General features: G+C 36.2%; 22 protein-coding genes and 1 pseudogene. 21 read left to right on the top strand and 2 right to left on the bottom strand.

Going from position 1 to position 21,497, the window contains the following annotated elements; translation table 11 throughout:
• The first annotated feature begins 40 nt into the window (after positions 1–40).
• The 9 genes from BLU98_RS08625 to BLU98_RS08585 all read left to right on the top strand — a co-directional run bounded on the left by BLU98_RS08625 (position 41) and on the right by BLU98_RS08585 (position 10,681).
• On the top strand, positions 41–2,494 hold the full coding sequence (locus BLU98_RS08625; RefSeq protein ID WP_092723629.1) for an SLBB domain-containing protein: 2,454 nt from the start codon (positions 41–43) through the stop codon (positions 2,492–2,494).
• 39 nt (positions 2,495–2,533) lie between these two features.
• On the top strand, positions 2,534–3,625 hold the full coding sequence (locus tag BLU98_RS08620) for a GumC domain-containing protein (RefSeq protein ID WP_092723628.1): 1,092 nt from the start codon (positions 2,534–2,536) through the stop codon (positions 3,623–3,625).
• A gap of 92 nt (positions 3,626–3,717) precedes the next feature.
• Positions 3,718–5,181, top strand: a complete 1,464-nt coding sequence (locus BLU98_RS08615) for an oligosaccharide flippase family protein (protein ID WP_092723627.1) — start codon at positions 3,718–3,720, stop codon at positions 5,179–5,181.
• A gap of 109 nt (positions 5,182–5,290) precedes the next feature.
• Complete coding sequence (locus BLU98_RS08610) at positions 5,291–5,884, top strand: acyltransferase (protein WP_092723626.1); 594 nt, start codon at positions 5,291–5,293, stop codon at positions 5,882–5,884.
• A complete protein-coding gene (locus BLU98_RS08605; RefSeq protein WP_257574836.1) occupies positions 5,881–7,071 on the top strand; it encodes an SDR family oxidoreductase in 1,191 nt (396 codons plus the stop codon). The genes BLU98_RS08610 and BLU98_RS08605 overlap by 4 nt, the downstream gene beginning before the upstream one ends.
• Positions 7,068–8,819, top strand: coding sequence for an HAD-IIIC family phosphatase (locus BLU98_RS08600; RefSeq protein ID WP_092723624.1), 1,752 nt, complete (start codon positions 7,068–7,070; stop codon positions 8,817–8,819). The genes BLU98_RS08605 and BLU98_RS08600 overlap by 4 nt, the downstream gene beginning before the upstream one ends.
• Positions 8,795–9,028 (top strand): acyl carrier protein, encoded by a 234-nt coding sequence (locus BLU98_RS08595; RefSeq protein WP_139173869.1) that lies wholly within the window; start codon positions 8,795–8,797, stop codon positions 9,026–9,028. Before BLU98_RS08600 ends, BLU98_RS08595 begins: the two co-directional genes overlap by 25 nt.
• Positions 9,029–9,047: 19 nt before the next feature.
• A complete protein-coding gene (locus tag BLU98_RS08590) occupies positions 9,048–9,593 on the top strand; it encodes a GNAT family N-acetyltransferase (RefSeq protein ID WP_092723622.1) in 546 nt (181 codons plus the stop codon).
• Between the two features lie 29 nt (positions 9,594–9,622).
• On the top strand, positions 9,623–10,681 hold the full coding sequence (locus BLU98_RS08585) for a pyridoxal phosphate-dependent aminotransferase (protein ID WP_092723621.1): 1,059 nt from the start codon (positions 9,623–9,625) through the stop codon (positions 10,679–10,681).
• Between the two features lie 30 nt (positions 10,682–10,711).
• On the opposite strand, the pseudogene BLU98_RS17770 reads toward BLU98_RS08585, so the two are convergent.
• Both BLU98_RS17770 and BLU98_RS17765 read right to left on the bottom strand, forming a co-directional pair.
• Positions 10,712–11,443: pseudogene (locus tag BLU98_RS17770) on the bottom strand (IS4 family transposase); the annotation flags it as partial.
• 15 nt (positions 11,444–11,458) lie between these two features.
• Complete coding sequence (locus tag BLU98_RS17765) at positions 11,459–11,884, bottom strand: DUF4372 domain-containing protein (RefSeq protein ID WP_257574835.1); 426 nt, start codon at positions 11,882–11,884, stop codon at positions 11,459–11,461.
• 158 nt (positions 11,885–12,042) lie between these two features.
• Between BLU98_RS17765 and BLU98_RS08575 the strand changes: the two genes are divergently transcribed.
• The 12 genes from BLU98_RS08575 to BLU98_RS08520 are packed head-to-tail and all read left to right on the top strand — an operon-like array spanning position 12,043 to position 21,496.
• Positions 12,043–13,146, top strand: a complete 1,104-nt coding sequence (locus BLU98_RS08575) for a Gfo/Idh/MocA family protein (protein WP_092723620.1) — start codon at positions 12,043–12,045, stop codon at positions 13,144–13,146.
• Positions 13,147–13,172: 26 nt separating this feature from the next.
• Positions 13,173–13,943 carry a 3-deoxy-manno-octulosonate cytidylyltransferase gene (gene kdsB, locus BLU98_RS08570; protein ID WP_092723619.1) on the top strand — a complete coding sequence of 257 codons (771 nt, stop codon included), beginning with the start codon at positions 13,173–13,175 and terminating at the stop codon, positions 13,941–13,943.
• Positions 13,944–13,960: 17 nt separating this feature from the next.
• On the top strand, positions 13,961–14,890 hold the full coding sequence (locus tag BLU98_RS08565; protein ID WP_092723618.1) for a phosphoglycerate dehydrogenase: 930 nt from the start codon (positions 13,961–13,963) through the stop codon (positions 14,888–14,890).
• A complete protein-coding gene (locus tag BLU98_RS08560; protein ID WP_092723617.1) occupies positions 14,883–15,920 on the top strand; it encodes a Gfo/Idh/MocA family protein in 1,038 nt (345 codons plus the stop codon). The genes BLU98_RS08565 and BLU98_RS08560 overlap by 8 nt, the downstream gene beginning before the upstream one ends.
• Before the next feature lie 12 nt (positions 15,921–15,932).
• Positions 15,933–16,571 carry a D-sedoheptulose-7-phosphate isomerase gene (locus tag BLU98_RS08555; protein ID WP_092723616.1) on the top strand — a complete coding sequence of 213 codons (639 nt, stop codon included), beginning with the start codon at positions 15,933–15,935 and terminating at the stop codon, positions 16,569–16,571.
• A 15-nt stretch (positions 16,572–16,586) separates the two neighbouring features.
• Positions 16,587–17,336 (top strand): SDR family NAD(P)-dependent oxidoreductase, encoded by a 750-nt coding sequence (locus BLU98_RS08550; protein WP_092723615.1) that lies wholly within the window; start codon positions 16,587–16,589, stop codon positions 17,334–17,336.
• Positions 17,314–18,402, top strand: a complete 1,089-nt coding sequence (locus BLU98_RS08545) for an AroB-related putative sugar phosphate phospholyase (cyclizing) (RefSeq protein WP_092723614.1) — start codon at positions 17,314–17,316, stop codon at positions 18,400–18,402. Before BLU98_RS08550 ends, BLU98_RS08545 begins: the two co-directional genes overlap by 23 nt.
• Positions 18,399–19,025, top strand: coding sequence for a cyclase family protein (locus tag BLU98_RS08540; protein ID WP_092723613.1), 627 nt, complete (start codon positions 18,399–18,401; stop codon positions 19,023–19,025). Before BLU98_RS08545 ends, BLU98_RS08540 begins: the two co-directional genes overlap by 4 nt.
• A 53-nt stretch (positions 19,026–19,078) precedes the next feature.
• Positions 19,079–20,089 carry a sulfotransferase gene (locus BLU98_RS08535; RefSeq protein ID WP_257574834.1) on the top strand — a complete coding sequence of 337 codons (1,011 nt, stop codon included), beginning with the start codon at positions 19,079–19,081 and terminating at the stop codon, positions 20,087–20,089.
• Between the two features lie 10 nt (positions 20,090–20,099).
• The gene (locus tag BLU98_RS08530) at positions 20,100–20,522 is read left to right on the top strand and encodes a sugar 3,4-ketoisomerase (protein ID WP_257574833.1); all 423 of its coding nucleotides are present in this window, start codon (positions 20,100–20,102) and stop codon (positions 20,520–20,522) included.
• Positions 20,515–20,937, top strand: coding sequence for a sugar 3,4-ketoisomerase (locus BLU98_RS08525; RefSeq protein ID WP_092723610.1), 423 nt, complete (start codon positions 20,515–20,517; stop codon positions 20,935–20,937). Before BLU98_RS08530 ends, BLU98_RS08525 begins: the two co-directional genes overlap by 8 nt.
• The gene (locus BLU98_RS08520) at positions 20,927–21,496 is read left to right on the top strand and encodes an acyltransferase (RefSeq protein ID WP_092723609.1); all 570 of its coding nucleotides are present in this window, start codon (positions 20,927–20,929) and stop codon (positions 21,494–21,496) included. Before BLU98_RS08525 ends, BLU98_RS08520 begins: the two co-directional genes overlap by 11 nt.
• Position 21,497 lies beyond the last annotated feature (1 nt).

The raw sequence follows: 21,497 nt of genomic DNA, 5'->3' as shown, positions 1-21,497 counted from the left end.
AGAATAGGAATTTCAGTTATTGTTAATTACAGTTAAGTAAATGAAGAGAAATATCAAGTGTTTTTACAGGTTATTAATGGTCCTTGTTGTGTTGCTATCGGTGGGGGTAGTTCAGGCCCAGGACTTACTGAAAGGAAGGGACCTCAGTCAGGTTAGGGTAGACCAATTGAGTGATGCTGATATTGCCAAACTTAAAGCACAGTTAGGCAGTTCAGGTATGACCATCGACCAGGCAGAGCAAATGGCCCTTGCAAAGGGAATGTTGCCCGCGGAATTTGCCAAACTCAAAGCCCGTGTTTTGGGAACCAGCAATGCCTTGTCAGCAACAGGTCGGTTGAAAGTACAAAATTCAGTGTCGGTTGAAAAAGTTAATAACAGTTCTGATTCACTCAGTACCGAAAAGTCTCACGAACAAACCAGGCCCCTGATTGATCCCCTGATCTTTGGTTCTGAGTTGTACACTTCCGTAGCACCCAACTTCGAGCCCAATCTTAAATTGGCTACCCCATTGAATTATGTATTGGGTCCTGATGACCAAATATTGGTATCTGTATATGGAGTACAGGAGTACAGTGGAGATCTGCTGGTGTCTGCTGAAGGATCTGTTTCCATACCCAATGTAGGGCAGGTAAAAGTAGCGGGTCTTACCATTGAAGCAGCTACGCAAAAGCTCAAAACCATTATGGGTAGTTCAGTGTACCCTTATCTTAAATCAGGTGGTTCTAAATTGTCGGTTACACTCAGTAAAATACGCAGTATTAAAGTGATCATTATTGGCGCTAACCGACCAGGTAATTTCACTCTATCTTCTTTATCAACGGTATTTAATGCGCTATTTGTTAGCGGCGGGCCTAATGCTTTCGGCAGTTTTCGTGAGATAGAACTTGTGAGGAATAACCGGGTAGAACGTAAAATAGACCTCTATCGCTTTTTACTCCATGGAGATCAATCAGATAATGTGGGGTTGAAAGATAATGACGTTATTCGTATACCCCCTTATAAAACAAGGGTGCAATTACAAGGTCAGTTCAAACGTCCTGGTATTTTTGAAGTGTTGCCCGGAGAGAAGTTTTCAGATGTAGTTGCTTTTGCATCTGGATTTACCGATTCGGCTTACCAGGCTTCTGTGAAGGTTTTCCAGCGCAATGAAACTGAAAGGCAGGTACATGATCTACAATCAACAGCTTATAATAATTATATCCCCCATACAGGCGATGTGTTCGTGTCTTCTAAAATACTCAACCGCTTTCAGAACCGGGTTAAAATATCCGGTGCTGTTTTCCGTCCTGATGTATATGAATTAACCCTGGGATTAGATGTGGCAGGCTTAATTAAAAAGGCAGACGGCTTGAAAGAAGATGCTTATACCGGTCGGGGGCAGATACTTCGCCTGGAAGACGATTTAACGCGATCTATTGTTTCTTTTGATGTTAGAAAAGCATTGAATGGGCAGGATAATCCGATTTTAAAAAGAGAAGACGAGGTATTGATCAGCTCTGTACAGGATTTACGTGATTCATTTAAAGTGACAATTCAAGGAGAAGTACGTATTCCCGGACAGTATGATTATATGAGCCGCCTGACACTAAAAGATCTGATTTTACAGGCGGGCGGTTTTACTGACGCAGCTTATAAGAATATAGAAATTGCCCGTTTAATAAGGAGAGATAGTATCGCTCCGACCGATAATCGTGCAAGTGTAGTGATCAATACTGTAATCAATGGCGATTTGAGCGGCACTCCAGCAGATATTCCTATCCAGCCTTTTGATGTAGTTACTATACGTCGTAAAGCAGGATATACTTTACCGGAGTCTGTTATCGTGACCGGGCAAGTACAATATCCAGGGCCTTATGCTTTGATAAGCAGAACTGAAAGAATAAGTGATATTCTGCGTCGGGCAGGTGGTTATACGGCAGATGCCAACCCCGCAGGCGCTTATGTGAAACGGTATAAGACAGATATGGAGAGGAGGCAGTCAGAAGAAACAGCCCTGAAACTGCAAAAGAACTTAAAAGACAGTATTAAGACACAACAAGTATTGCAAGATATTAAAAGAGACTACGACCAAATTCCACTAGATATAATATCTATCATGAAAACCCCTGGTTCAGTGGAAGATTTGGTTCTCCGTTCCAAAGATGAATTATATGTACCTAAGTTTGATGGTCAAGTGAAAATAAGCGGTGCTGTGCTGATGGTAACCCAGGTTCCCTTTAAAAAAAGAAATACAGTGCGTGATTATATCAGTGATGCCGGAGGCTATGCTGCTGATGCATGGCGGAGAAAGACTTATATTGTATATGCAAATGGAAAGGCGGCTACTACCAAGCACTTTCTGTTTTTTAAATTCTATCCTAAAGTGTCGCCTGGTAGCGAGCTGGTGGTCCCTAAAAAAGCGGAAAAGAAATCTTTAACTACCGGGGAAATAATAGGTATATCCAGTGCTTTGGCGAGTTTGGCAGGTGTTGTTATTGCAATTTTGCGATTATAATAAAAAATATATACCACACTTTTATTACTTTGAAAAGGCATGAATTTACTAGACTTACCAAAAAATGAAGAGATTGTAACAGCCAGAGATGCCATCCTGCGCATGAGGGTATGGATGACATACCTGGTTGATAAATGGAAGACAATAGCGATTGTAGCAATCGCTGGAGCACTGATTGGGCTGAGTATGGTGTATAATAAAAAAACAATTTATACGGCCACATTAAGTTTCGCGATGGAAGATGAGAGAGCAGGAGGGCTGGGGAGTGCTATGGGCCTTGCTAGCCAGTTTGGCCTTGACCTAGGGGCTTCAAATGCTGGAGGGGCTTTTGCTTCAGCAAATCTTATTGAACTGATGCAGTCGCGAAGTATTGTTGAAAAAGCATTATTAGATTCTGTAAAAAATCAGGGTCAACTCATTTCATTAGCGCAGTTTTATATAAATATCACGGGGATCAAAAACGTGTGGAAGAAAGCTCCGGATACTATCACAATACAACCTAAACTCTTGCCTGGCTCAGATAGAAAAGGTTTTGATTTGATGCAGAACAGTATATTAGCTGCAATTTACGAGCAATTATTAAAATATCATTTGAAAGTGTATCAACGTGATCGTAAAATAAGTATTCTTGCAATTGAAGTAAAATCTGAAAATGAATTATTTTCAAAATCGTTTACTGAAGCATTAGCTAATGAGGTTTCCAAGTTTTACATTGACACAAAGACGCATAAATCGAGTCAGAATCTCGCAATACTTCAAAAGCAGGCAGATTCTGTGCGTAGAGAATTGAATTATGCTATTACGGGCTTTGCTGAAGCAAACGATAATGTCTATAATCTTAATCCAGGATTGAATGTTAAACGGGTACCATCTACGAAAAGACAAATAGATATCCAAGCCAATACAGCAATTCTTACAGAGTTACTAAAAAACATTGAATTGGCTAAGATTGCTGTGCGTAAAGAAACTCCTTTGATACAAATAATCGACACCCCAATCCTTCCATTAAATGAAGAACGTCCTGATAAAATCAAAGCAATGATAATTGGAGTGATATTGGGAGGGATGATAGCGGTGATTTACCTTGTTCTATCTAGATTGTGGAGAGTGATTATGGCCGCTCAGTCATAGCAAACAATTCTTAAAACCCCGATATTGATATTTAAGAGATACAGAAGAAACCAGTTATATTGAGCAGGTTAAGAGATAGAATTAGAGAGATAATGAATCATACTGTGATCTATGGTATAGGTTCTGCAATTCAAAGCTTGATTAATTTTGCCTTTCTTCCCTTGTTCACCAAATTTCTTACAACTGAAGAATTTGGCATCTATTCTCTTGTTTTACTCATTGGAACCTTTGCCGGAGCATTTTTCTTTTTTGGTGCTTCAAGTGCGCTTTCCAGGTTTTATTTTGATGATGATACCATACAATATAAGAAGAATGCAATTGCAACAGCATTTAATATTACCATCTTTGGTGTTATCTGCCAGATAGTGCTTGGATTTGTATTTGCCACTCAACTTTCTATACTATTGACGAATAAACCCATCTATTCGCGTCATATTATTCTCATGTTTGTGGCAAGCTCACTAGGAATTATACAAAATTTGTTGCTTTTGATTCTACGACTTGAGAAAAAAAGTAGGAGTTTTATTTTGGCAACCATTAGTGGTGCATCTATTAGTCTATTAGTTATTGTTTACTTTCTTGCGTATAAGAATCAAGGAATTTATGCTCCGATCTTGGGTTTATTATCAGGTAATGCTGTTACGATATTGTTTTGTTTGCTATTTGTAACGAGCAAACTTCATTTTTCGATCAATATATCTGCTTTCAAAACATATATTGCTTTTGGTATTCCTACAGTACTCAATGGGCTTGCATATTATCTGTTGGACTGGCTGGACAGATTTATGATTAAAGCGTTTGGTTCTCTCTCAGATGTAGGCATTTATTCAATGGGTTACAAAATCGGAATGGTCATCTACATACTTTTTATAACGCCATTTGCAATGATATGGTCTACCATGAGGATGCAATATGCCAAACAGTCAAATTATGATCAGATGACTACCAAAGTGGTGTCTTATTTCACACTTGTTGGTATTACCATTACTCTTTTACTTTCTTTATTTGCAAAAGAAATTCTGATCTTATTTTCGGGTAATAATGCTTATTTAGTATCCTATAAAGTTGTACCATGGGTAATGATGGCATGCCTTATCAATGGGTATGGAAACATTTTAGATTACGGCATTTATAGGGAGAAAAAAATTCATTATTATTATATTATCCTGATTGTTTCATGCGTTATTAACGCAATTCTAAATTATTTGTTTATCCCAAAGCTGGGATATATAGCGGCAGCATATGCTACATTTATTACTTACTTATTTTATATTATTGTATTATACATTGTATCAAATAAATATTATAATATCAAGGTTGAATGGGCCAGGGTTCTGTCTTTGTATGTATTCGCGTTTGGTCTTCTTTTTTTAGCAAGTACATTCCCTTTTAATGATTTTATATGTTTTATCCTTAAAATTATTTTGTTCATAAGCGCAATAATTGTGACTTTTCTTCGCTGGCTTACTGCACAAGAGAGAAAGCTGGTATTTGATACTTTGAATAAAATGAAAGGAAAACTTTTTACTAATAAGATTTATAAGAGTGCAGAGTAAAATGAACTGCACTTGGCTATCAACATTATTGTTGCGATGTGAAATAAAACTAAGGCTGTGTTGGGCAGCTTAGTTTGGAAGTTTTATTTTAAACTGTTTATTTTACTATATGAGTATTACTGAAAAATTGATATATGAGGTGAGAAGCTGGTTTGAACTTTATTTTATAAGAGGGTTACCTAATGGCTTTATAGGAACAAGAATAAGAAGGATTTATTGGAAATGGCGAGTCAAGCAAATGGGGGCTAAGTCAATTATTTGCCGGATGGCACAGATAGAAGTTCCTGTATTGGTACGTATAGGTGATAATTTTCTATTAGGAGACCATGCAATTGTTAATCCAGGGGAAAGCAAGGGTATATTTATTGGCAGTAATGTTTCCATAGCAAGCAATGCATTTTTAAGAGCCGCAAATCATAGTTTTGACCGATTAGATATTCCTATTAGTATGCAAGGCCATAATTCAGCGAGTATTGAATATGATGGTAAAGAATACAGTATTGTTATAGAAGACGATGTGTGGATAGCATATAATGCAGTGATTGTGAGTGGAGCAAAAATCGGAAAAGGCTCAGTAATTGCTGCCGGTTCGGTAGTGTCTAGTGTGATTCCTCCGTGGTCGATTGTAGTTGGTAATCCCGGAAGAGTTATAGGAAACAGGGAGAAAAAAAATATTGTTTCAAAAAGCAATGAGATATCATGAAATATGGTGAAATAAAAATAGGGGATACAGCAGAGATCAGTCATACTATAACGGAAAAAGATATAGATAAATTTGTTGATTTGACTGGTGATGATAACAAACTCCATGTCAATAAAGACTTCGCAAGTAGAACAGAATTTAAGCAACCGGTTGTACATGGGATGTTAGGGGCTTCTTTTATCTCAACGTTAATTGGAACAAAATTGCCAGGTGATGGAGCTTTGTGGTTTTCCCAAACATTGGATTTTTTGCGCCCTGTGCGAATTGGAGATACCATCAGGGTTCATGCAGAAGTAGTGGATAAGAATGATAAGGCGAGCTCAATAGGACTAAAAGTAGAGATTTATAATCAGAATAAGCAACTTGTGACATCAGGACTTTCAAAAGTAAAAGTGGTAGATATTGAGGGGCCGGAAGCTCAAGACATTACAATTGCTAAACAAGTTGAAAATAAGACTGTATTAATTATAGGCGCATCTGGGGGTATAGGGAGAGCTGTGGCCATGAAATTGGCAGAGGACGGATATGATTTACTACTACATTATTACTCTAAGAAAGACGTTGTAGATGATTTAATAGGTAAAATTGAGTTATTAGGTAGGAAAGCGGTTTGTGTAAAGGCTGACCTCTTAAATGATAAAGATATAAATGAGTTTTTATTTAAGATTAAAAGGGAATTTACTTCTCTTACCGGGTTTGTCAATTGCAGCACAGTCAAAATACCTAACATTAAATATGCTGATTTAGAGTGGAATATCATGCAGGAACAGATTGATATTAATATAAAAAGTAATTTCCATTTGCTGGCGGGACTTTTGCCATTCTTTGAAAAAAATAAATATGGGAAGATTGTATTCATTGGTACAATGGCTGTAGATCAACCAAATAGCGAATGGTTGCATTATATTACAGCTAAAGCGGCATTAACGGGTTTTGTAAAAGCACTTGCAATTGAATATGCGTCTAAAGGAATAAATGTAAACATGGTTTCACCAAGTATGATAGATACTGATTTGGTCGTAGATGTTCCTAAGAAAATGAAGATGCTGATCGAAGCAAAAACCCCTCTTCGAAGGTTGTGTACACCACATGATGTGGCTGAAGCCATTTCTTACTTGATTTCAGAGAAATCTGATTTTATTACAGGAGAAACTATTCGAATTAATGGAGGACAAGTAATGTTATGAAAACCATGAATCTTTCTGATATTATAAGACGGAATGCTGAATTAGGCGAACAACTCCTTAATAAAGAAATTATACCGCTAAAAGTGTTGGCAAATATTTCTATAAATCAACTAAAGCCAACCTTGGAGTACAGCTTAAGATCCCATACCTTAAATGCTCATGTTACATTTGGCGACTATGACAATATCATCCAAGAGAGTGCGGCAATAGATACATTGAGCATACCTATAATATTCTGGGAATTATCAAACCTCAAAGAAAGTTTTGTATACGAAATTGAAACTGAAAATGAATCGTATTTCCAAAATTACTTTGATAAGATTACTACTGAATTGAAAATGGTTTTCGCGAACTTATCAAAATCCAAGTTGGTATTGTTTAATAAGTTTTCACATTTGTTTTTTTCCTGCAATAGCCTTAAGCCGACGATATTTGAGCAATTTGTAGATAAATTGAATGACTTTTTAATTGAATATGCCCCATCAAACTTTTTTTTAATAGAAATTAACAAAGTTCTTGCACGGGTTTCTATTGAGCAGGCAGTTGATTCAAGAGGCTTTTATCTTTCAAAGACGTTATATTCAATCACTTTCACGAAAATATATTCTGAATATATATCGCCAATAATACTTTCTATTTATTCTAAATCAAAAAAGGCCATCATATTTGATTGCGATAATACACTTTGGAAAGGAGTAGTAGGAGAAGATGGCGTAGAAGGCATTGCTTTATCGAGTGCTAATAAAAACGGTATCTATTACAAAGAAGTCCATCTTATTGCGAAAGCCCTTGCAAAGAAGGGAGTAATTATAGGTATATGCAGTAAAAATAATTTGGAAGACGTTGTTGAAGTCCTCGAAAAAAGGAAAGATAGTTCGCTTACTGAAAGTGATATTGTAATTAAGAAGGTAAACTGGATAGATAAAGCGACTAATCTACTCGATATTTCGAAAGAACTAAATATTGGGATTGATAGTATTGTTTTTGTTGACGATTCGGAGTTTGAAGTTAGCCTTGTGAACGCAAAATTACCTGAGGTGAAAACTTTGACTGTACCTCAAAAAACGTTCGAATATCCACAAACGATCAGTAAAAATTTAGATTTATTTTTCACGCTTAATGTTTCAGAGGAAGATAAAAACAGGGTTAAGATGTATCAACAGAATCTGGAAAGGGGAAAAGAAGTAAAATCTTATCAAAATATCGATGATTATCTGGCCTCTTTGAATATTGAACTTATTTTAAGTAACAAAAGCAAAACTTTTTTTGAACGATTGGTTCAATTAACTCAGAAAACCAATCAGTTCAATTTAACGACCAAAAGATATACAAATGCAGACATGCATTACTTTTATAATTCAACCGAATTTGACATATTCTCTCTTGATGTAAATGATAAATATGGTAACTCAGGGATTACTGGATTATGTATTATTAGGTACAATGAAAGAAATGCAGAAATAGATACTTTTTTGATGAGCTGTCGGATACTAGGAAGGAACATTGAAAAAGTATTCTTAAGCGAGATATTGAAACAAATAAAGCTGAAAGAGATAGATACTGTCAAAGCCGAATACAATAAAACGCATAAGAATTCTTTGGTAGAACCTTTTTTCGAGGAAAACGGTTTTGAATTGATTGAAAAATCAGATGACAAGAAAGAATACTTATTTGACTTCTCAAAGCATTCTCTAAATGAAAATATTAATTACATTAAAGTTATATGGAATCAAGAATTAAAAAGATAATGGCCGATGTTTTTCTGATAGATGAAAGCAATATCAATGAAAACAGCTCACCTGAAACAATAGAACAATGGGACTCAATCGGGCACTTAAACCTTGTGACTTCATTAGAAGAAGCATTCGGAGTAATTTTTGATGAAGAACAAATCATACAAATGCTGAATTTCAAATTAGTAGTGGTTGTTGTCGAAGAGGCTGTTGGCAATAAATAAATTAAAATCCATCAATACCATGACTAGTATTCCATTTATAAAAGGTGCAGGAATATACTTAAGAGAGTTGAATGAGTCGGATCTAAATGGCTCATGGTATTCTTGGTTGAACGACCAAGAGGTGACCAAATTTCAGAATAAAGGGATATTTCCCAATACCCGTGAAAAGCAGAAACAATACCTAGATTACTTGAATGGCAGTAAGAACGATGTTGCATTTGCAATTGTAGAAACTGAATCTAATAAACATATTGGCAACGTCGGGCTGCATCATATTGACTGGGTGCATCATTCAGCTGAATTAGGAATAGTACTCGGAGAAAAATCTGCATGGGGGAAAAAATATGGGAAGCAATCTTGGCAATTGATTACCGAATATGGCTTTAACGTATTAAATCTTCATCGGATCTATGCGCAGATTATGGAAGGAAATATTGCTTCATGTAAAAGCGCTGAATCGGCAGGATTCGTACAAGTAGGATTTGTACCTGATGCATTTTACAAAAATGGCCAATATATAGGCTTTCATTATTACAACCGCATACGCACGCAGTTGCCACTTTGATCAGTTAAATAAGCAAAAACGTATAAGATATGCTTAAAGCCCGACACCTTGTTTCTCAAATTAACAGGCCTGCACCGGAAACACTTAAGAGAGAATCGTTAATGCGACTTGATAAGAATGAGCGAACGACCCTTTTTAGCGAGACTGAGTTTAACAAAATCATGTCATCCATTACCCCTTTCGATCTTGTGGCTTACAGTGAGCTGGAGCCTACTTATGAAGCATTTGTTAAATGGCTGAATATCGATAGATGGAATATTATTCTTTCGCCTGGATCAGATGCGGCTATCAGGTCAATTTATGAAACGTATATAGAACCTGGTAATGAAATCATCAATTATGACCCCAATTATGCAATGTTCTCAGTGTATGCAAAGCTTTTTGGTGCTACAGAAATTGTAAAAAAATTCAAGAACGATTTTTCTGTTGATGTAGACGAATTGATAGCATCTATATCAACGAAGACCAAAATGGTTATCATCTCAAATCCAGGTCATAATGGGACTGTAACTTCTGTAAAGGATATTATGCGTGTCATCGAAACTGCTGAACAATTTAATACAATTGTATTGGTTGACGAAGCTTATTATCATTTCAATGATGTTACATTGGTGGATAAGATTAACGACAAATCAAATCTAATTATCACCAGAACATTATCGAAAGCATTTGGTCTTGCTGCAATCAGGGTAGGGTATATATTAGCAAATCAAGACGTAATTAAAGATATCTATCGGATTAAATTGGTGCACGAAATCGATGGTGTCTCTTCTAAAATTGCAAAATACATGGTCGAGAATGATCATATAATGAAATCTTACGTGAATACAGTCAGAGAAGGAAGAGAATTGATAAGTGAACGGTTTTCGCGAATGGGTATTACTTTATTCCCTAGCCAATCGAATTTTGTTTATTTCGATCTGAATAGAAAAATAGATACACCTCAGCTCATAAAAAAGCTCCAGGAGCATGATATTTATATTAAGACCCCAATTCGAACTGCCCCTTTCGATAAATATCTGAGAATCACTATTGGGAGTGCAACACAAATGGAAGTGTTTTGTGATAGACTCGAGACGTTCATTTAAGATAGTAATGTTAATCACATTAGTGTCTGGTTAAATTAGGTTGATTTTCAATTGAATATGATTTTGATCTTTGACATCTTGGTATATTGTTTTTTCAAAAAGGCTTGGTAAATGAGTTTTATCCAGCAGTGATACACCCAGTATTTGTAGTATTTCATAAGGCGTCTGTTTCAATTTCAATTTTGCTTTTATGATTGCTATCAATGTATAGGTTATGATGGCGATATAGATTTGAGTTCTAACTGCGTTTTCAGAAACACCCCAGAATAATTTTATTTTTAGATGTTGCTTGATCCATTTAAAAAACAATTCAATCTTCCATCGGTTTTTATAAAGAAGTGCAATTTCGGTGGCAGGTAAAGTCAAATTATTAGATAGGAATATGAAGGTTCTTTTTTGTTCCGCATCATAAAACTTGACACGTCTAAATATTTTTTCATACTTCTCAAGCGACATTGCCCCTTTTAATTTTATTCGCTGATCACAAAGAATGCCATTTTTCTTGTCTGGTTTCTCAGCCGGGACTCTGACAAATGAGAGATTGCTTCTTGATCTAATAACAAAAAAAGAATCATGATTGTCAATGATTGCCATACGATCAAAGTCAATGTAGCCGCGGTCCATGATGTAGTAGCCACCAGGTTCATAATCAATAAAATCCAGCCCATTCACATCGTGCACACTGGCTGGTGTAATATGCGTAAAAACCGGGATGGCAGTTCTGACATCCAATAATGTATGCAATTTAACTGCTCCTTTGGCTCTTCTAAAAGCTGCTCACCAAAAAACGTTTAGACAGAGATCAATAGTTGTAGAATCAAATGCATATACATTTCCAGTAATTGAGGAATCAAAATCAGAACCTGTTACACATATTTTTTGAGCTTCCGCAATCAATTCATAAGCATACATCTCAAAAATTTGGCACTCCCTTTTCTCGTTTACTTCTGCCAAATTTGATCTCGAAATATTTTTTCCTATTCCTAAATGATAATGCTTTGACTTATGTGCGGATAAACAAACCAGAAGATCACGAAGGCTATCACGATTACTTAATTGCCCAAACATCATGCACATCATCTGATTCCAACAGGTAAAGTGTTTGACCCATTTATCTCCTTGGAATCTGCTTACACATCGATCAAAAATGCGAGCTGGAAGAAAAGTGACAATCTGCGAAAAAACATATTTGCCCTGATTCATAAACAAACTGATTTACAGTAAGTTATGAAATGAGCTATTTCAAATCGTCACCGACTTTTTTTTCTATGAAACACATATATACCAAGACTTTCAAAGAACTACTAACTATTTTTACCGGACACTAATGTGTTAATCACACTATTTAGAAATAATAATGTATGAATATTAAGAAATTTAAAGTGGCTGTAATTGGCTGTGGCCGAATAGCTGGACACCACGCGCGTTCAATTGAGCAAAATGAGTATCTGGAGCTTGCAGCGGTCTGTGATTTAGCTATAGATCGTGCAGAGGCATATGGAACAGAATTCAAGATCCCTTATTTTGTTGATTATCGAGAAATGTTTAAGGCAATAACTGATCTTGATATCGTAGTGATTGCGACTCCATCTGGAATGCATTTTGAACATGCTATGGAGGTAATGGAAGAATATAGTAAGCACGTTGTCATTGAGAAACCAACCTTCATGAGGCCTGAACAATTAATGCATGCAAAGACAATTGCATTAAAAAAAGGGTTACAAATATTTCCTGTATTTCAAAACAGATATAACTCTGCAGTGGAAAGAGTAAGAAAAGCATTGCAAAATGATGAACTTGGCGATATCAGGATCATGAATGTAAGATTGCGTTGGTGCAGACCACAGCGTTATTATGATCTTTCTCCATGGCGAGGAACCTATTCTCACGATGGGGGTGCAATAACCAATCAGGGAATTCACCACATTGATTTACTTCGATATCTTGGTGGAGAAGTAGACAGAGTAAGCGCAACAATGCGAACGCTTGGAGCTAATATTGAAGTGGAGGACTCTGTAGTAGCAACTTTTGCATATGCCAATGGAGCTATTGGAAGCCTTGAAGTAACTACTGCAGCACGACCTGATGATTTTGAAGCATCTTTGTCAATAGTGGGGTCAAAAGGTCTGGCTCAATTAGGCGGTATAGCAGTAAACAAGTTGGAGATATTCACGCCGCAACCCGCAGATTGCATTACTTTTAGTGATGATTTTTCCGATCTTCCTGATCGTGGTAGAGTTTATGGTCGTGGTCATGGCAGGATGTATGAGGACATAGCCGCTTTCTTTATAAAAAATAAAAATTACCCGGTTAGTCTCGACGATTGTGCAAATACAATTAATTTATTGCACGCTTTCTATAGCTCTGATGAAAAAGGAGGCTGGATAAACATCAATGATCATGTTAAATCTGAACGCCTTGGTAGGACTAATGATAGTATTTCTGATTTATATAGAACTAAATAGTTAAATATTCTTTTCAAAAACCATTTATGAGAATTATTGGCATTATACCCGCACGAATGGCTGCGTCAAGATTTCCTGGCAAACCAATGTATAATATCATTGACAGACCGATGCTTGCACATGTTTATGGACGAGCGAAGCTGTATAATTCGTGGGACCATCTAGCTATTGCAACATGTGATAAGGAGATTGAGGATTACGCGATTTCCCAGAATTATGAATGCACCATGACAAGTGATAAACATGCTAGAGCACTTGATCGGGTTGCAGAAGCGGTAGAAAAAATTACTGAATTTAAGGTGCAGGAAGATGATATAATTATTAATGTACAAGGCGATGAACCTATGATACATCCGGAAATGTTTCCGACATTGATTGAACCAATACTGAAAAGAGAAGAGGTAAAGGCAACCATTCTTGCAATGTTAATTGAGGAAGAATCAATTTGGAGGAACCCAGACACAGTGAAATTGATCTATAATGATAATCATGAGGTCTTGTATACTACAAGATCACCAGTTCCATATAATGGCAATAAATTTTCAAAAGAGTTACAGGCAAGAAGAATTTACGGTCTTTTTGCATTTGAATGGAAATATTTAAAGAAATTTTCAGCTCATTCTGAAACGCGTTTGGAAAAGCTAGAATCTTGCGATAGCAATCGTATTCTGGACATGGATTTTTGCCAGCACATTGCACCATACCCGTATATTAAATCGTATTCAGTAGATAATATCAAGGATATAGAATTGGTGGAGGCAAATATAAAAGCCGACAAATATTGGGGCAAATATTAACGTAATTATGTTTTAGTATGAAGGTAAAGGTATCAGCTGTGGCATTTTCAAAGAATACTTATCTTGTTAACAACTTGAAAGCAGATTTTCCTGATGCTGTTGTTAATGAAAAGGGTAAGAGATTTACACAAGAAGAATTGATTGATTATTTCTCAGATGCAGAAGGCGTAATCGTTGGCCTTGAAAAAATAGATGAGACTACTCTTGCTAGCCTTCCTAATGTTAAGATTATTGCAAAATATGGTGTTGGTCTTGATAACATTGATCTTGATGCGTGTGCTTCACGAAAAGTAAAGATTGGATGGACGGCAGGAGTGAATAAAGAATCAGTAGCAGAGATGGCTCTTGGATTCATGCTTATGCTTTGCAGGAACCTTTATGTCACTTCTAATCAACTTAAACAGGGAACCTGGAATAAATCGGGAGGATGGAATCTGAAAGGCAAAACAGTAGGAATTATTGGATTGGGGCATATAGGCAAACATCTTGCAAAAATGCTAACACCTTTTGAATGTAATATTTTGGGGAATGATATTGTGGATATTGATGCTCCTGATTTACGTGATAAAGTTGTTATGGTAGATAAAGAAACTTTGTTTGCCGAGAGCGATATTATATCAATTCATGCACCTCTTGATGCATCGACAATTAAAATGATCAATAAAGCCGTTTTTTCAAAAATGAAAAGATCAGCTTTTATTATCAATACAGCTCGGGGCGGGATTATTGATGAAGCAGCTTTAAAAGAAGCTTTGAAAGAAGGACTCATCTCTGGTGCCGCTATTGACGTTTATGAAAAAGAACCGCCAGAGGATACAGAATTGTTATCTTTTCCTAATCTTATATGTACTCCCCACATAGCTGGAAATGCCTATGAAGCAGTCGTAGCAATGGGTGAGGCGGCGATATACCATCTTAAAGAGTATTTAAAATATAAAAATGGATAAATTAAAAGTAGGGATTGCAGGTTACGGAGTAGTGGGAAAAAGGCGCCATGAATACATCAACAGCCACCCAAGTTTACAAGTGACCGCTGTTTGTGATCAAGTATTTACTGAGAACAGTGTTACCACTTCTGGTGTTAAATGTTTTACTAATTATACTTACTTGCTCGAGGAGAAACTTGATATTCTTTTTGTCTGTTTGACAAACGATATCGCTCCTATTGTTACAATAAAAGGATTGGAAAAAGGCATGCATGTTTTTTGTGAAAAACCGCCAGGAAGATGTGTAGAAGATATCAAAGATGTTATGGAGGTTGAAAAAAAATACCCTTCACTTAAACTGAAGTATGGATTTAACCATCGGTATCATGATTCGGTCAGAAAAGCCCTCGAATTAATACAATCTGGAACGATGGGAGAAATCATTAATATGCGTGGGGTATATGGTAAGAGCCGAATTATTCCCTTTTCAGGTGGCTGGCGTTCAAAAAGGGCGATGGCTGGCGGAGGTATATTGCTTGACCAGGGTATCCACATGGTGGACTTAATGCGCCTTTTTTGTGGTGAATTTGTAGAAGTAAAGAGTTTTATATCCAATGATTACTGGAGACATGATGTTGAAGACAATGCTTATGCTATTATGAAAGATAAGCGAGGGCGAATCGCAATGCTTAATTCAACTGCAACTCAGTGGCAACATAAGTTCGGACTGGAAATTACACTTACAGAAGGATATATTGAACTTCATGGTATCCTTTCCGGATCAAAAAGTTATGGAGAAGAAAAAATCGTAATTGGGTTACGAAATGAAGAATCCAACGATGGGCAAATGGAAAGTAAGACAATTAAATTCTTACAAGATAATTCATGGAAAGATGAGATCTACGAATTTGCTGATGCTGTAATCAACGATAAAAGAATAGAATTTGGCAGTAGTCAGGATGCATTAGATACTATGAAGCTTGTGTATAGCATTTATTACAACGACATTCAATGGCGAGATAAATTCTACATTAATAATCCGAATGAATAAAAAATCAATTACATGAATAATCTGGACAAGCTTTACCAAGAAAGAGGCCTCAATGCTTTTGAATTTAGCAGAGGGTATGCTGCGTATTTGATAACATTGCTCGAAAAATTGGATCATAAAAACATCAGTGAATGTATCCGCCATCTTGAAGAGGCAAGGCAAAATGCGAACACTATTTTTATAATAGGAAACGGAGGTTCAGCTTCCACAGCATCACATATCGGAAACGATTTTGGATTAGCGGTATTGAAGAAGAGTAACAAAGCAATAAATAAATCATATCGAGCACTGGCATTAACGGATAATATTTCTGTTATTTCCGCTATTGGAAATGACAGCACTTTCAATAATATCTTTTTGGATCAGTTGAAAGTGCATTTTCGCAAAGGTGATAAACTAATAGCAATTTCTGCAAGTGGCAATTCACCTAATCTTGTTGCTGCGGCAGAATGGTTTAAAGAACAGGGTGGAACTGTTATTGGTTGGCTAGGATTTGACGGAGGAAAACTTAAGAATATAGTAGATGTACCAATAGTTGTTGAATCACCGAAAGGCGAGTACGCTCCAGTGGAAGATATCCATTTGGTAATTAATCATATTATCGTCACCTGGATGCAGTATCATATCATGCACGAAGATGGAATTGTTTAATGTATTCTGTAGCATATGCGTTTTGATTTCACTGGTAAAACAATAATTGTTACCGGGGCTACTAGAGGGATTGGTAAGCAAATTGCCGATGATCTGGCTGAACTGAAAGCAAATCTTATTCTTACAGGAACGAATCCTGATGAGATTGATATGCTGAATAGGAGTGCCATTACAAATTCAACTTCTAAGAAGTATCATTGTGTTAACTTTTCTGAGAACGAGAGTTTATTAGAATTTATCGATGAGCTCAAAAAAACTGATCGGGTCCATGGGCTCATAAACAATGCGGGTATCAACAGACTGAATTATATTGATGAAACGCTCATCGAAGACTGGAACGATATGATTTCAGTCAATCTTTCCGCTCCTTTTCAATTGATCCGTTGTGTTTCGGAAAAGATGAAGAAACAATCCTATGGTAGGATAGTAAATGTAGCGTCTATCTTCAGTAAAATTAGTAAAGAAAGACGTTCTGTTTATTCGGCAACAAAATTTGGTATCCACGGATTGACTGTAGGTGTATCCAATGATCTTGCAAGACACAACATTTTGGTTAATACGCTTTCACCAGGCTTTGTGCTTACAGATCTAACCCGTAAAAACCTTTCTGAAAAAGAACAGCTAGAAATGGCGCAAATGATTCCTGCACGAAGACTGGCTGTTACGCGAGACATATCAAATGTGGCCATTTTCTTAATGAGTGATTTGAATCAATATTTAACAGGGCAAAATATAGTTGTAGATGGAGGATTTACAAATATTTGACACATTCGCAATTAATTCAAAAATTAGAGAAACCTATAAAGTTTCCTTTATTAATGATTTTGACTCATTAAAATCATTAGTAGAGAAGGGGAAATTAGTAGCTGTAATTGACAAAAAAATAGCAAAGTTATTCCCTGCTCTTTCAGAAATTCTATCTTCATCACGTAAAGTGGAAATAGAATGTAATGAGCAGAATAAAACAATCGATTATTGTCAGGAAGTAATTCGGAGACTTATTGAACAAAATACAAGAAAGGATGATACGCTTATTGCTATTGGTGGAGGAATTACCCAGGATATAGTTGCTTTTGTATCGTCTATTTTGTACAGAGGGGTCGATTGGAAATTTTACCCAACGACACTTCTTGCTCAATGTGACAGCTGTATAGGAAGTAAAAGCTCTATTAATTTCGACCAGTTTAAAAATCTGATTGGAACGTTTAATCCACCCTCTCAAATTTTTATCAACCCATTATTTCTTGATACGCTTTCTGAGAGCGAAATACGTTCCGGTATTGGGGAAATGCTGCATTATTTTTTTACTGAAGGAATCGATATTGCTGATCAGATCAGTGAACAGTATGAATCGCTACTGCACGATAGATCTAGGCTTCTATATTTCATCAAGAACAGTTTAAGAATCAAAAAGCAAGTTATTGAAATAGATGAGTTCGATACTGGCTATAGACATATATTTAATTACGGACATACGTTTGGTCATGCAATTGAAACAATTACTGAATATCAAATTCCACATGGACAGGCAGTATCAATTGGAATGGACATTGCCAATTATATCTCCTTGAAACTAGGTATGCAAGAGATGGAATCTTTCCAAAGATGCCATACTATCCTGCGGAAGAATATACCTCCGTTTTCTTTGAACCAAAATAATATTAATGAGTATTTATCTGCCTTGAGCCGGGATAAAAAAAATAAAGACAATCGGTTGGGGTGTATCTTAAGTAAGGGGCCTGGAAAAGTGGAGAAAATGTTTCTGCCAATGGATGATGTACTGAAGCAATATTTACTCGATTATTCAAAAGAATATACCAGAAGCGTATGATTCACCTTTCATATTTTTTGAGTTCAATGACTCCAGCTTATGGAGGAGAAGAGAATGCAGTTAAAACGGAAATGATTAGATCAATTGCTAAAGGAGATAATACAAATAATCTTTTAATATCTTTTCCGGCCCACATTGGAACACATGTAGACTTTCCGTTTCATTTTTCAAACAGTGGAAAAACCTGCAGCGACTATACAGCTTCTTTTTGGATATTTCAAAAAATTGGTATTATTGAATCTTCGGTAGAAGACGTACCCAAAGAAATAGAGAAACTTTCTGAAGATATTGAATTGCTTATATGGAAAACAGGATTTTCAAAGTATAGAGGGGAAAATCGTTTTTGGATGGAGCAACCTGTGGTACCGGCTAATTATGCAAAACTATTTCGAGATAGATTTAGACAATTACGTGTTTTTGGATTTGATATGATATCGCTTACTAGTAAATTGGACAGGCTGGAGGGCAGGTTAGCCCATCAGCAATTCTTGTTAGAACATGAAATACTTGTTCTTGAAGATATGAAACTGGATCAATTGAATTTTACTCCAAAAACAGTAATAATAGCCCCTTTGCTTGTAGAACATGCTGATGGGGCACCATGCCACGTAATTGCTTGGTAAAATATTATTGACTAGTATATATGTGCAGATTCCTTATTGTTTCTGGATTTACAATGAGCGGGAAGACGGTTATCTCTGACTTGCTTCGTGAATTTGATGGATATCAAGTTCCTGTTAACACATTCGAATTCAACTTGTTGAGGGTGCAGAATGGATTACTTGACATGCAAAAGGCATTTGATAAAGACTGGTCTCCGATCAGGTCAGATGCTGCAATCAGAGCTTTTAAACGAATTGTTGAAAGGGCAGGAACAGTTGCTAAACTTTCAAACCCCAAAACACTTTTTGTTGCTAACGGAATGAATTATAATGCCTATTTTAATAACAGGTTCCTTGAAATCAGTGAAGCGTATATCAAATCGTTGATTGATTTTGAATACGAATCTGAATGGCCATATTTGTCATTAAATGAATCCGGATATAAACAATTCATTACTCGGTTAACAAGAACGATCTTCCCAAAAAAAATCTTTTTAGAGAAAATATATGGTGCTGGAAATGCGGATTTTGTCAAACTTACAAGGGGATACTTAAATAACCTATATAACGTTATAGCTGAATCGACAACCAAAACATTTGTATTGCATAATGCTGTAGAACCATTCTACCCTATGGCAGGCCTTAATCTTTTCGAAAATGCCAAAGCAATTATTGTAGATCGGGATCCACGGGATATTTATGCAAGTAATTTTGTGAGACATGGCGTTCATGTTCCGGCTGCCGAAGTGAAAAGACACTGGGACCTTAAATTAGGAATAACAGGTGCGGCAAATATTGACGTGTTTATCAAACGGCAGAAGATGATACATGATAAGATTGATACTTCGCTTGATACCGAAAACGTTCTACGCCTCAATTTTGAAGAGATCGTATTAAACTATGAAGATACGTTAACAAAAATATATGGATTTTTGGGAGAAACTTCTCAAGCACATATTCGGAAAAAAGAATTCTTTCAGCCATCTTTATCTGAAAAGAATATCGGAATTTGGAAAAAAATGAGTGATCAGGGAGCAGCAGAAGCAATTTATTATGCACTTCCGAGTTACTGTTATAAAAATTAATTTAACTATTGTGACAATAAGCAATATTCGATTTCAAGAGCTGCCTAAAATAATTGATGAAAGAGGTAATCTTTCTTTTGTGGAATCCCCACGATTTATTCCGTTCGACATAAAAAGAGTGTATTGGATATATGATGTGCCAGGGGGAGAAAAAAGAGGCGGGCATGCTTACAGAACTCTTAATGAAATGATTATTGCATTGTCAGGGAGTTTTGATGTAGAATTTGATGATGGGGAGAACAAAGCGAAGTATACTCTCAATAGATCATATACCGGTATCTTTGTACCGCAACTTATATGGCGTTCTTTGACAAACTTTTCAACCAATGCACTTTGCCTGATTATCGCTTCAGAAGATTATGATGAAAATAACTATATACGTAATTACAGTGAGTTTGTCTCGCTAAAAAAAATTGCATCAGCAAATGAATGAAAATGCAAAAAAAAATACGATTGATGATTGTGCTCTTATAAATTTACCTAGAATTCATCATAAATCAGGAAATATTACTCCCGTAAGAGGCAATATTGAATTGCCTTTTCCTGTTAACCGAATTTTCTATCTTTATGACATTCCTGGGGGGGAATCACGTGGAGCGCATGCTCATAAAGTTTGCCATCAATTTCTGGTGGCGGCCAGTGGGAGTTTTGATATTCTTGTTAATGATGGCCAACATAAAAAAGTATTTACCCTCAATAGGCCATATATCGGTCTTCATATACCTCCATATATCTGGGCAGAAGAGTTTAATTTCTCATCTGGAGGTATTTGCCTGGTATTAGCGTCTCATAAATATGACGCTGAGGATTATATAAGAGATTATAATCGATTTTTGAGTGAAAAATAACGCTTATATTCACCCAACTGCGGAAGTACAGACCCAACATATTGGTTCTGGCACCAAAATTTGGCAGCATTCAGTAGTGTTAGCGGGTGCAGTCATCGGTAATAATTGCAATATTAATTTTAATTGTTTTATTGAGAATGATGTTACGCTTGGTAATAATGTAACAGTTAAATCGGGAATTTTTTTGTGGGATGGCATTACATGCGAAGACGACGTTTTTCTTGGACCGAATGTTGTTTTTACGAATGATATCAGGCCAAGAAGTAAAGCATTTAAAACACCAGTACGGACTCTGATCAAACAAGGAGCTTCGATCGGTGCTAATTCAACAATATTAGCTGGAATTACAATAGGAAAGTATGCAATGACCGGTATTGGCTCCGTTGTTACCAAGGATATCCCTGATTATGCTTTATTTTATGGTAACCCTGCGAAGTTTAAAGGATGGGTAGATAAAAAAGGAAACAAACTATTAGTTAAAGATAACTTATTCTATTCAGAAGAAGAGAATAAGAATTATATGTTAAAGGATGGTAAGCTTGTAGAATTACAAAAGTAAA

The organism is Hydrobacter penzbergensis, assembly GCF_900106985.1.
Classification (GTDB): domain Bacteria; phylum Bacteroidota; class Bacteroidia; order Chitinophagales; family Chitinophagaceae; genus Sediminibacterium; species Sediminibacterium magnilacihabitans.
This window is presented reverse-complemented; position numbering and strand designations above follow the sequence as displayed.

Excerpts from the sequence above, each read along its gene's own strand:
- BLU98_RS08625 (WP_092723629.1), top strand. The coding sequence starts at position 41 with ATGAAGAGAAATATCAAGTGTTTTTACAGGTTATTAATGGTCCTTGTT.
- BLU98_RS08620 (WP_092723628.1), top strand. The coding sequence starts at position 2,534 with ATGAATTTACTAGACTTACCAAAAAATGAAGAGATTGTAACAGCCAGA.
- BLU98_RS08615 (WP_092723627.1), top strand. The coding sequence starts at position 3,718 with ATGAATCATACTGTGATCTATGGTATAGGTTCTGCAATTCAAAGCTTG.
- BLU98_RS08610 (WP_092723626.1), top strand. The coding sequence starts at position 5,291 with ATGAGTATTACTGAAAAATTGATATATGAGGTGAGAAGCTGGTTTGAA.
- BLU98_RS08605 (WP_257574836.1), top strand. The coding sequence starts at position 5,881 with ATGAAATATGGTGAAATAAAAATAGGGGATACAGCAGAGATCAGTCAT.
- BLU98_RS08600 (WP_092723624.1), top strand. The coding sequence starts at position 7,068 with ATGAAAACCATGAATCTTTCTGATATTATAAGACGGAATGCTGAATTA.
- BLU98_RS08595 (WP_139173869.1), top strand. The coding sequence starts at position 8,795 with ATGGAATCAAGAATTAAAAAGATAATGGCCGATGTTTTTCTGATAGAT.
- BLU98_RS08590 (WP_092723622.1), top strand. The coding sequence starts at position 9,048 with ATGACTAGTATTCCATTTATAAAAGGTGCAGGAATATACTTAAGAGAG.
- BLU98_RS08585 (WP_092723621.1), top strand. The coding sequence starts at position 9,623 with ATGCTTAAAGCCCGACACCTTGTTTCTCAAATTAACAGGCCTGCACCG.
- BLU98_RS17765 (WP_257574835.1), bottom strand. The coding sequence starts at position 11,884 with ATGAATCAGGGCAAATATGTTTTTTCGCAGATTGTCACTTTTCTTCCA.
- BLU98_RS08575 (WP_092723620.1), top strand. The coding sequence starts at position 12,043 with ATGAATATTAAGAAATTTAAAGTGGCTGTAATTGGCTGTGGCCGAATA.
- kdsB (WP_092723619.1), top strand. The coding sequence starts at position 13,173 with ATGAGAATTATTGGCATTATACCCGCACGAATGGCTGCGTCAAGATTT.
- BLU98_RS08565 (WP_092723618.1), top strand. The coding sequence starts at position 13,961 with ATGAAGGTAAAGGTATCAGCTGTGGCATTTTCAAAGAATACTTATCTT.
- BLU98_RS08560 (WP_092723617.1), top strand. The coding sequence starts at position 14,883 with ATGGATAAATTAAAAGTAGGGATTGCAGGTTACGGAGTAGTGGGAAAA.
- BLU98_RS08555 (WP_092723616.1), top strand. The coding sequence starts at position 15,933 with ATGAATAATCTGGACAAGCTTTACCAAGAAAGAGGCCTCAATGCTTTT.
- BLU98_RS08550 (WP_092723615.1), top strand. The coding sequence starts at position 16,587 with ATGCGTTTTGATTTCACTGGTAAAACAATAATTGTTACCGGGGCTACT.
- BLU98_RS08545 (WP_092723614.1), top strand. The coding sequence starts at position 17,314 with ATGGAGGATTTACAAATATTTGACACATTCGCAATTAATTCAAAAATT.
- BLU98_RS08540 (WP_092723613.1), top strand. The coding sequence starts at position 18,399 with ATGATTCACCTTTCATATTTTTTGAGTTCAATGACTCCAGCTTATGGA.
- BLU98_RS08535 (WP_257574834.1), top strand. The coding sequence starts at position 19,079 with ATGAGCGGGAAGACGGTTATCTCTGACTTGCTTCGTGAATTTGATGGA.
- BLU98_RS08525 (WP_092723610.1), top strand. The coding sequence starts at position 20,515 with ATGAATGAAAATGCAAAAAAAAATACGATTGATGATTGTGCTCTTATA.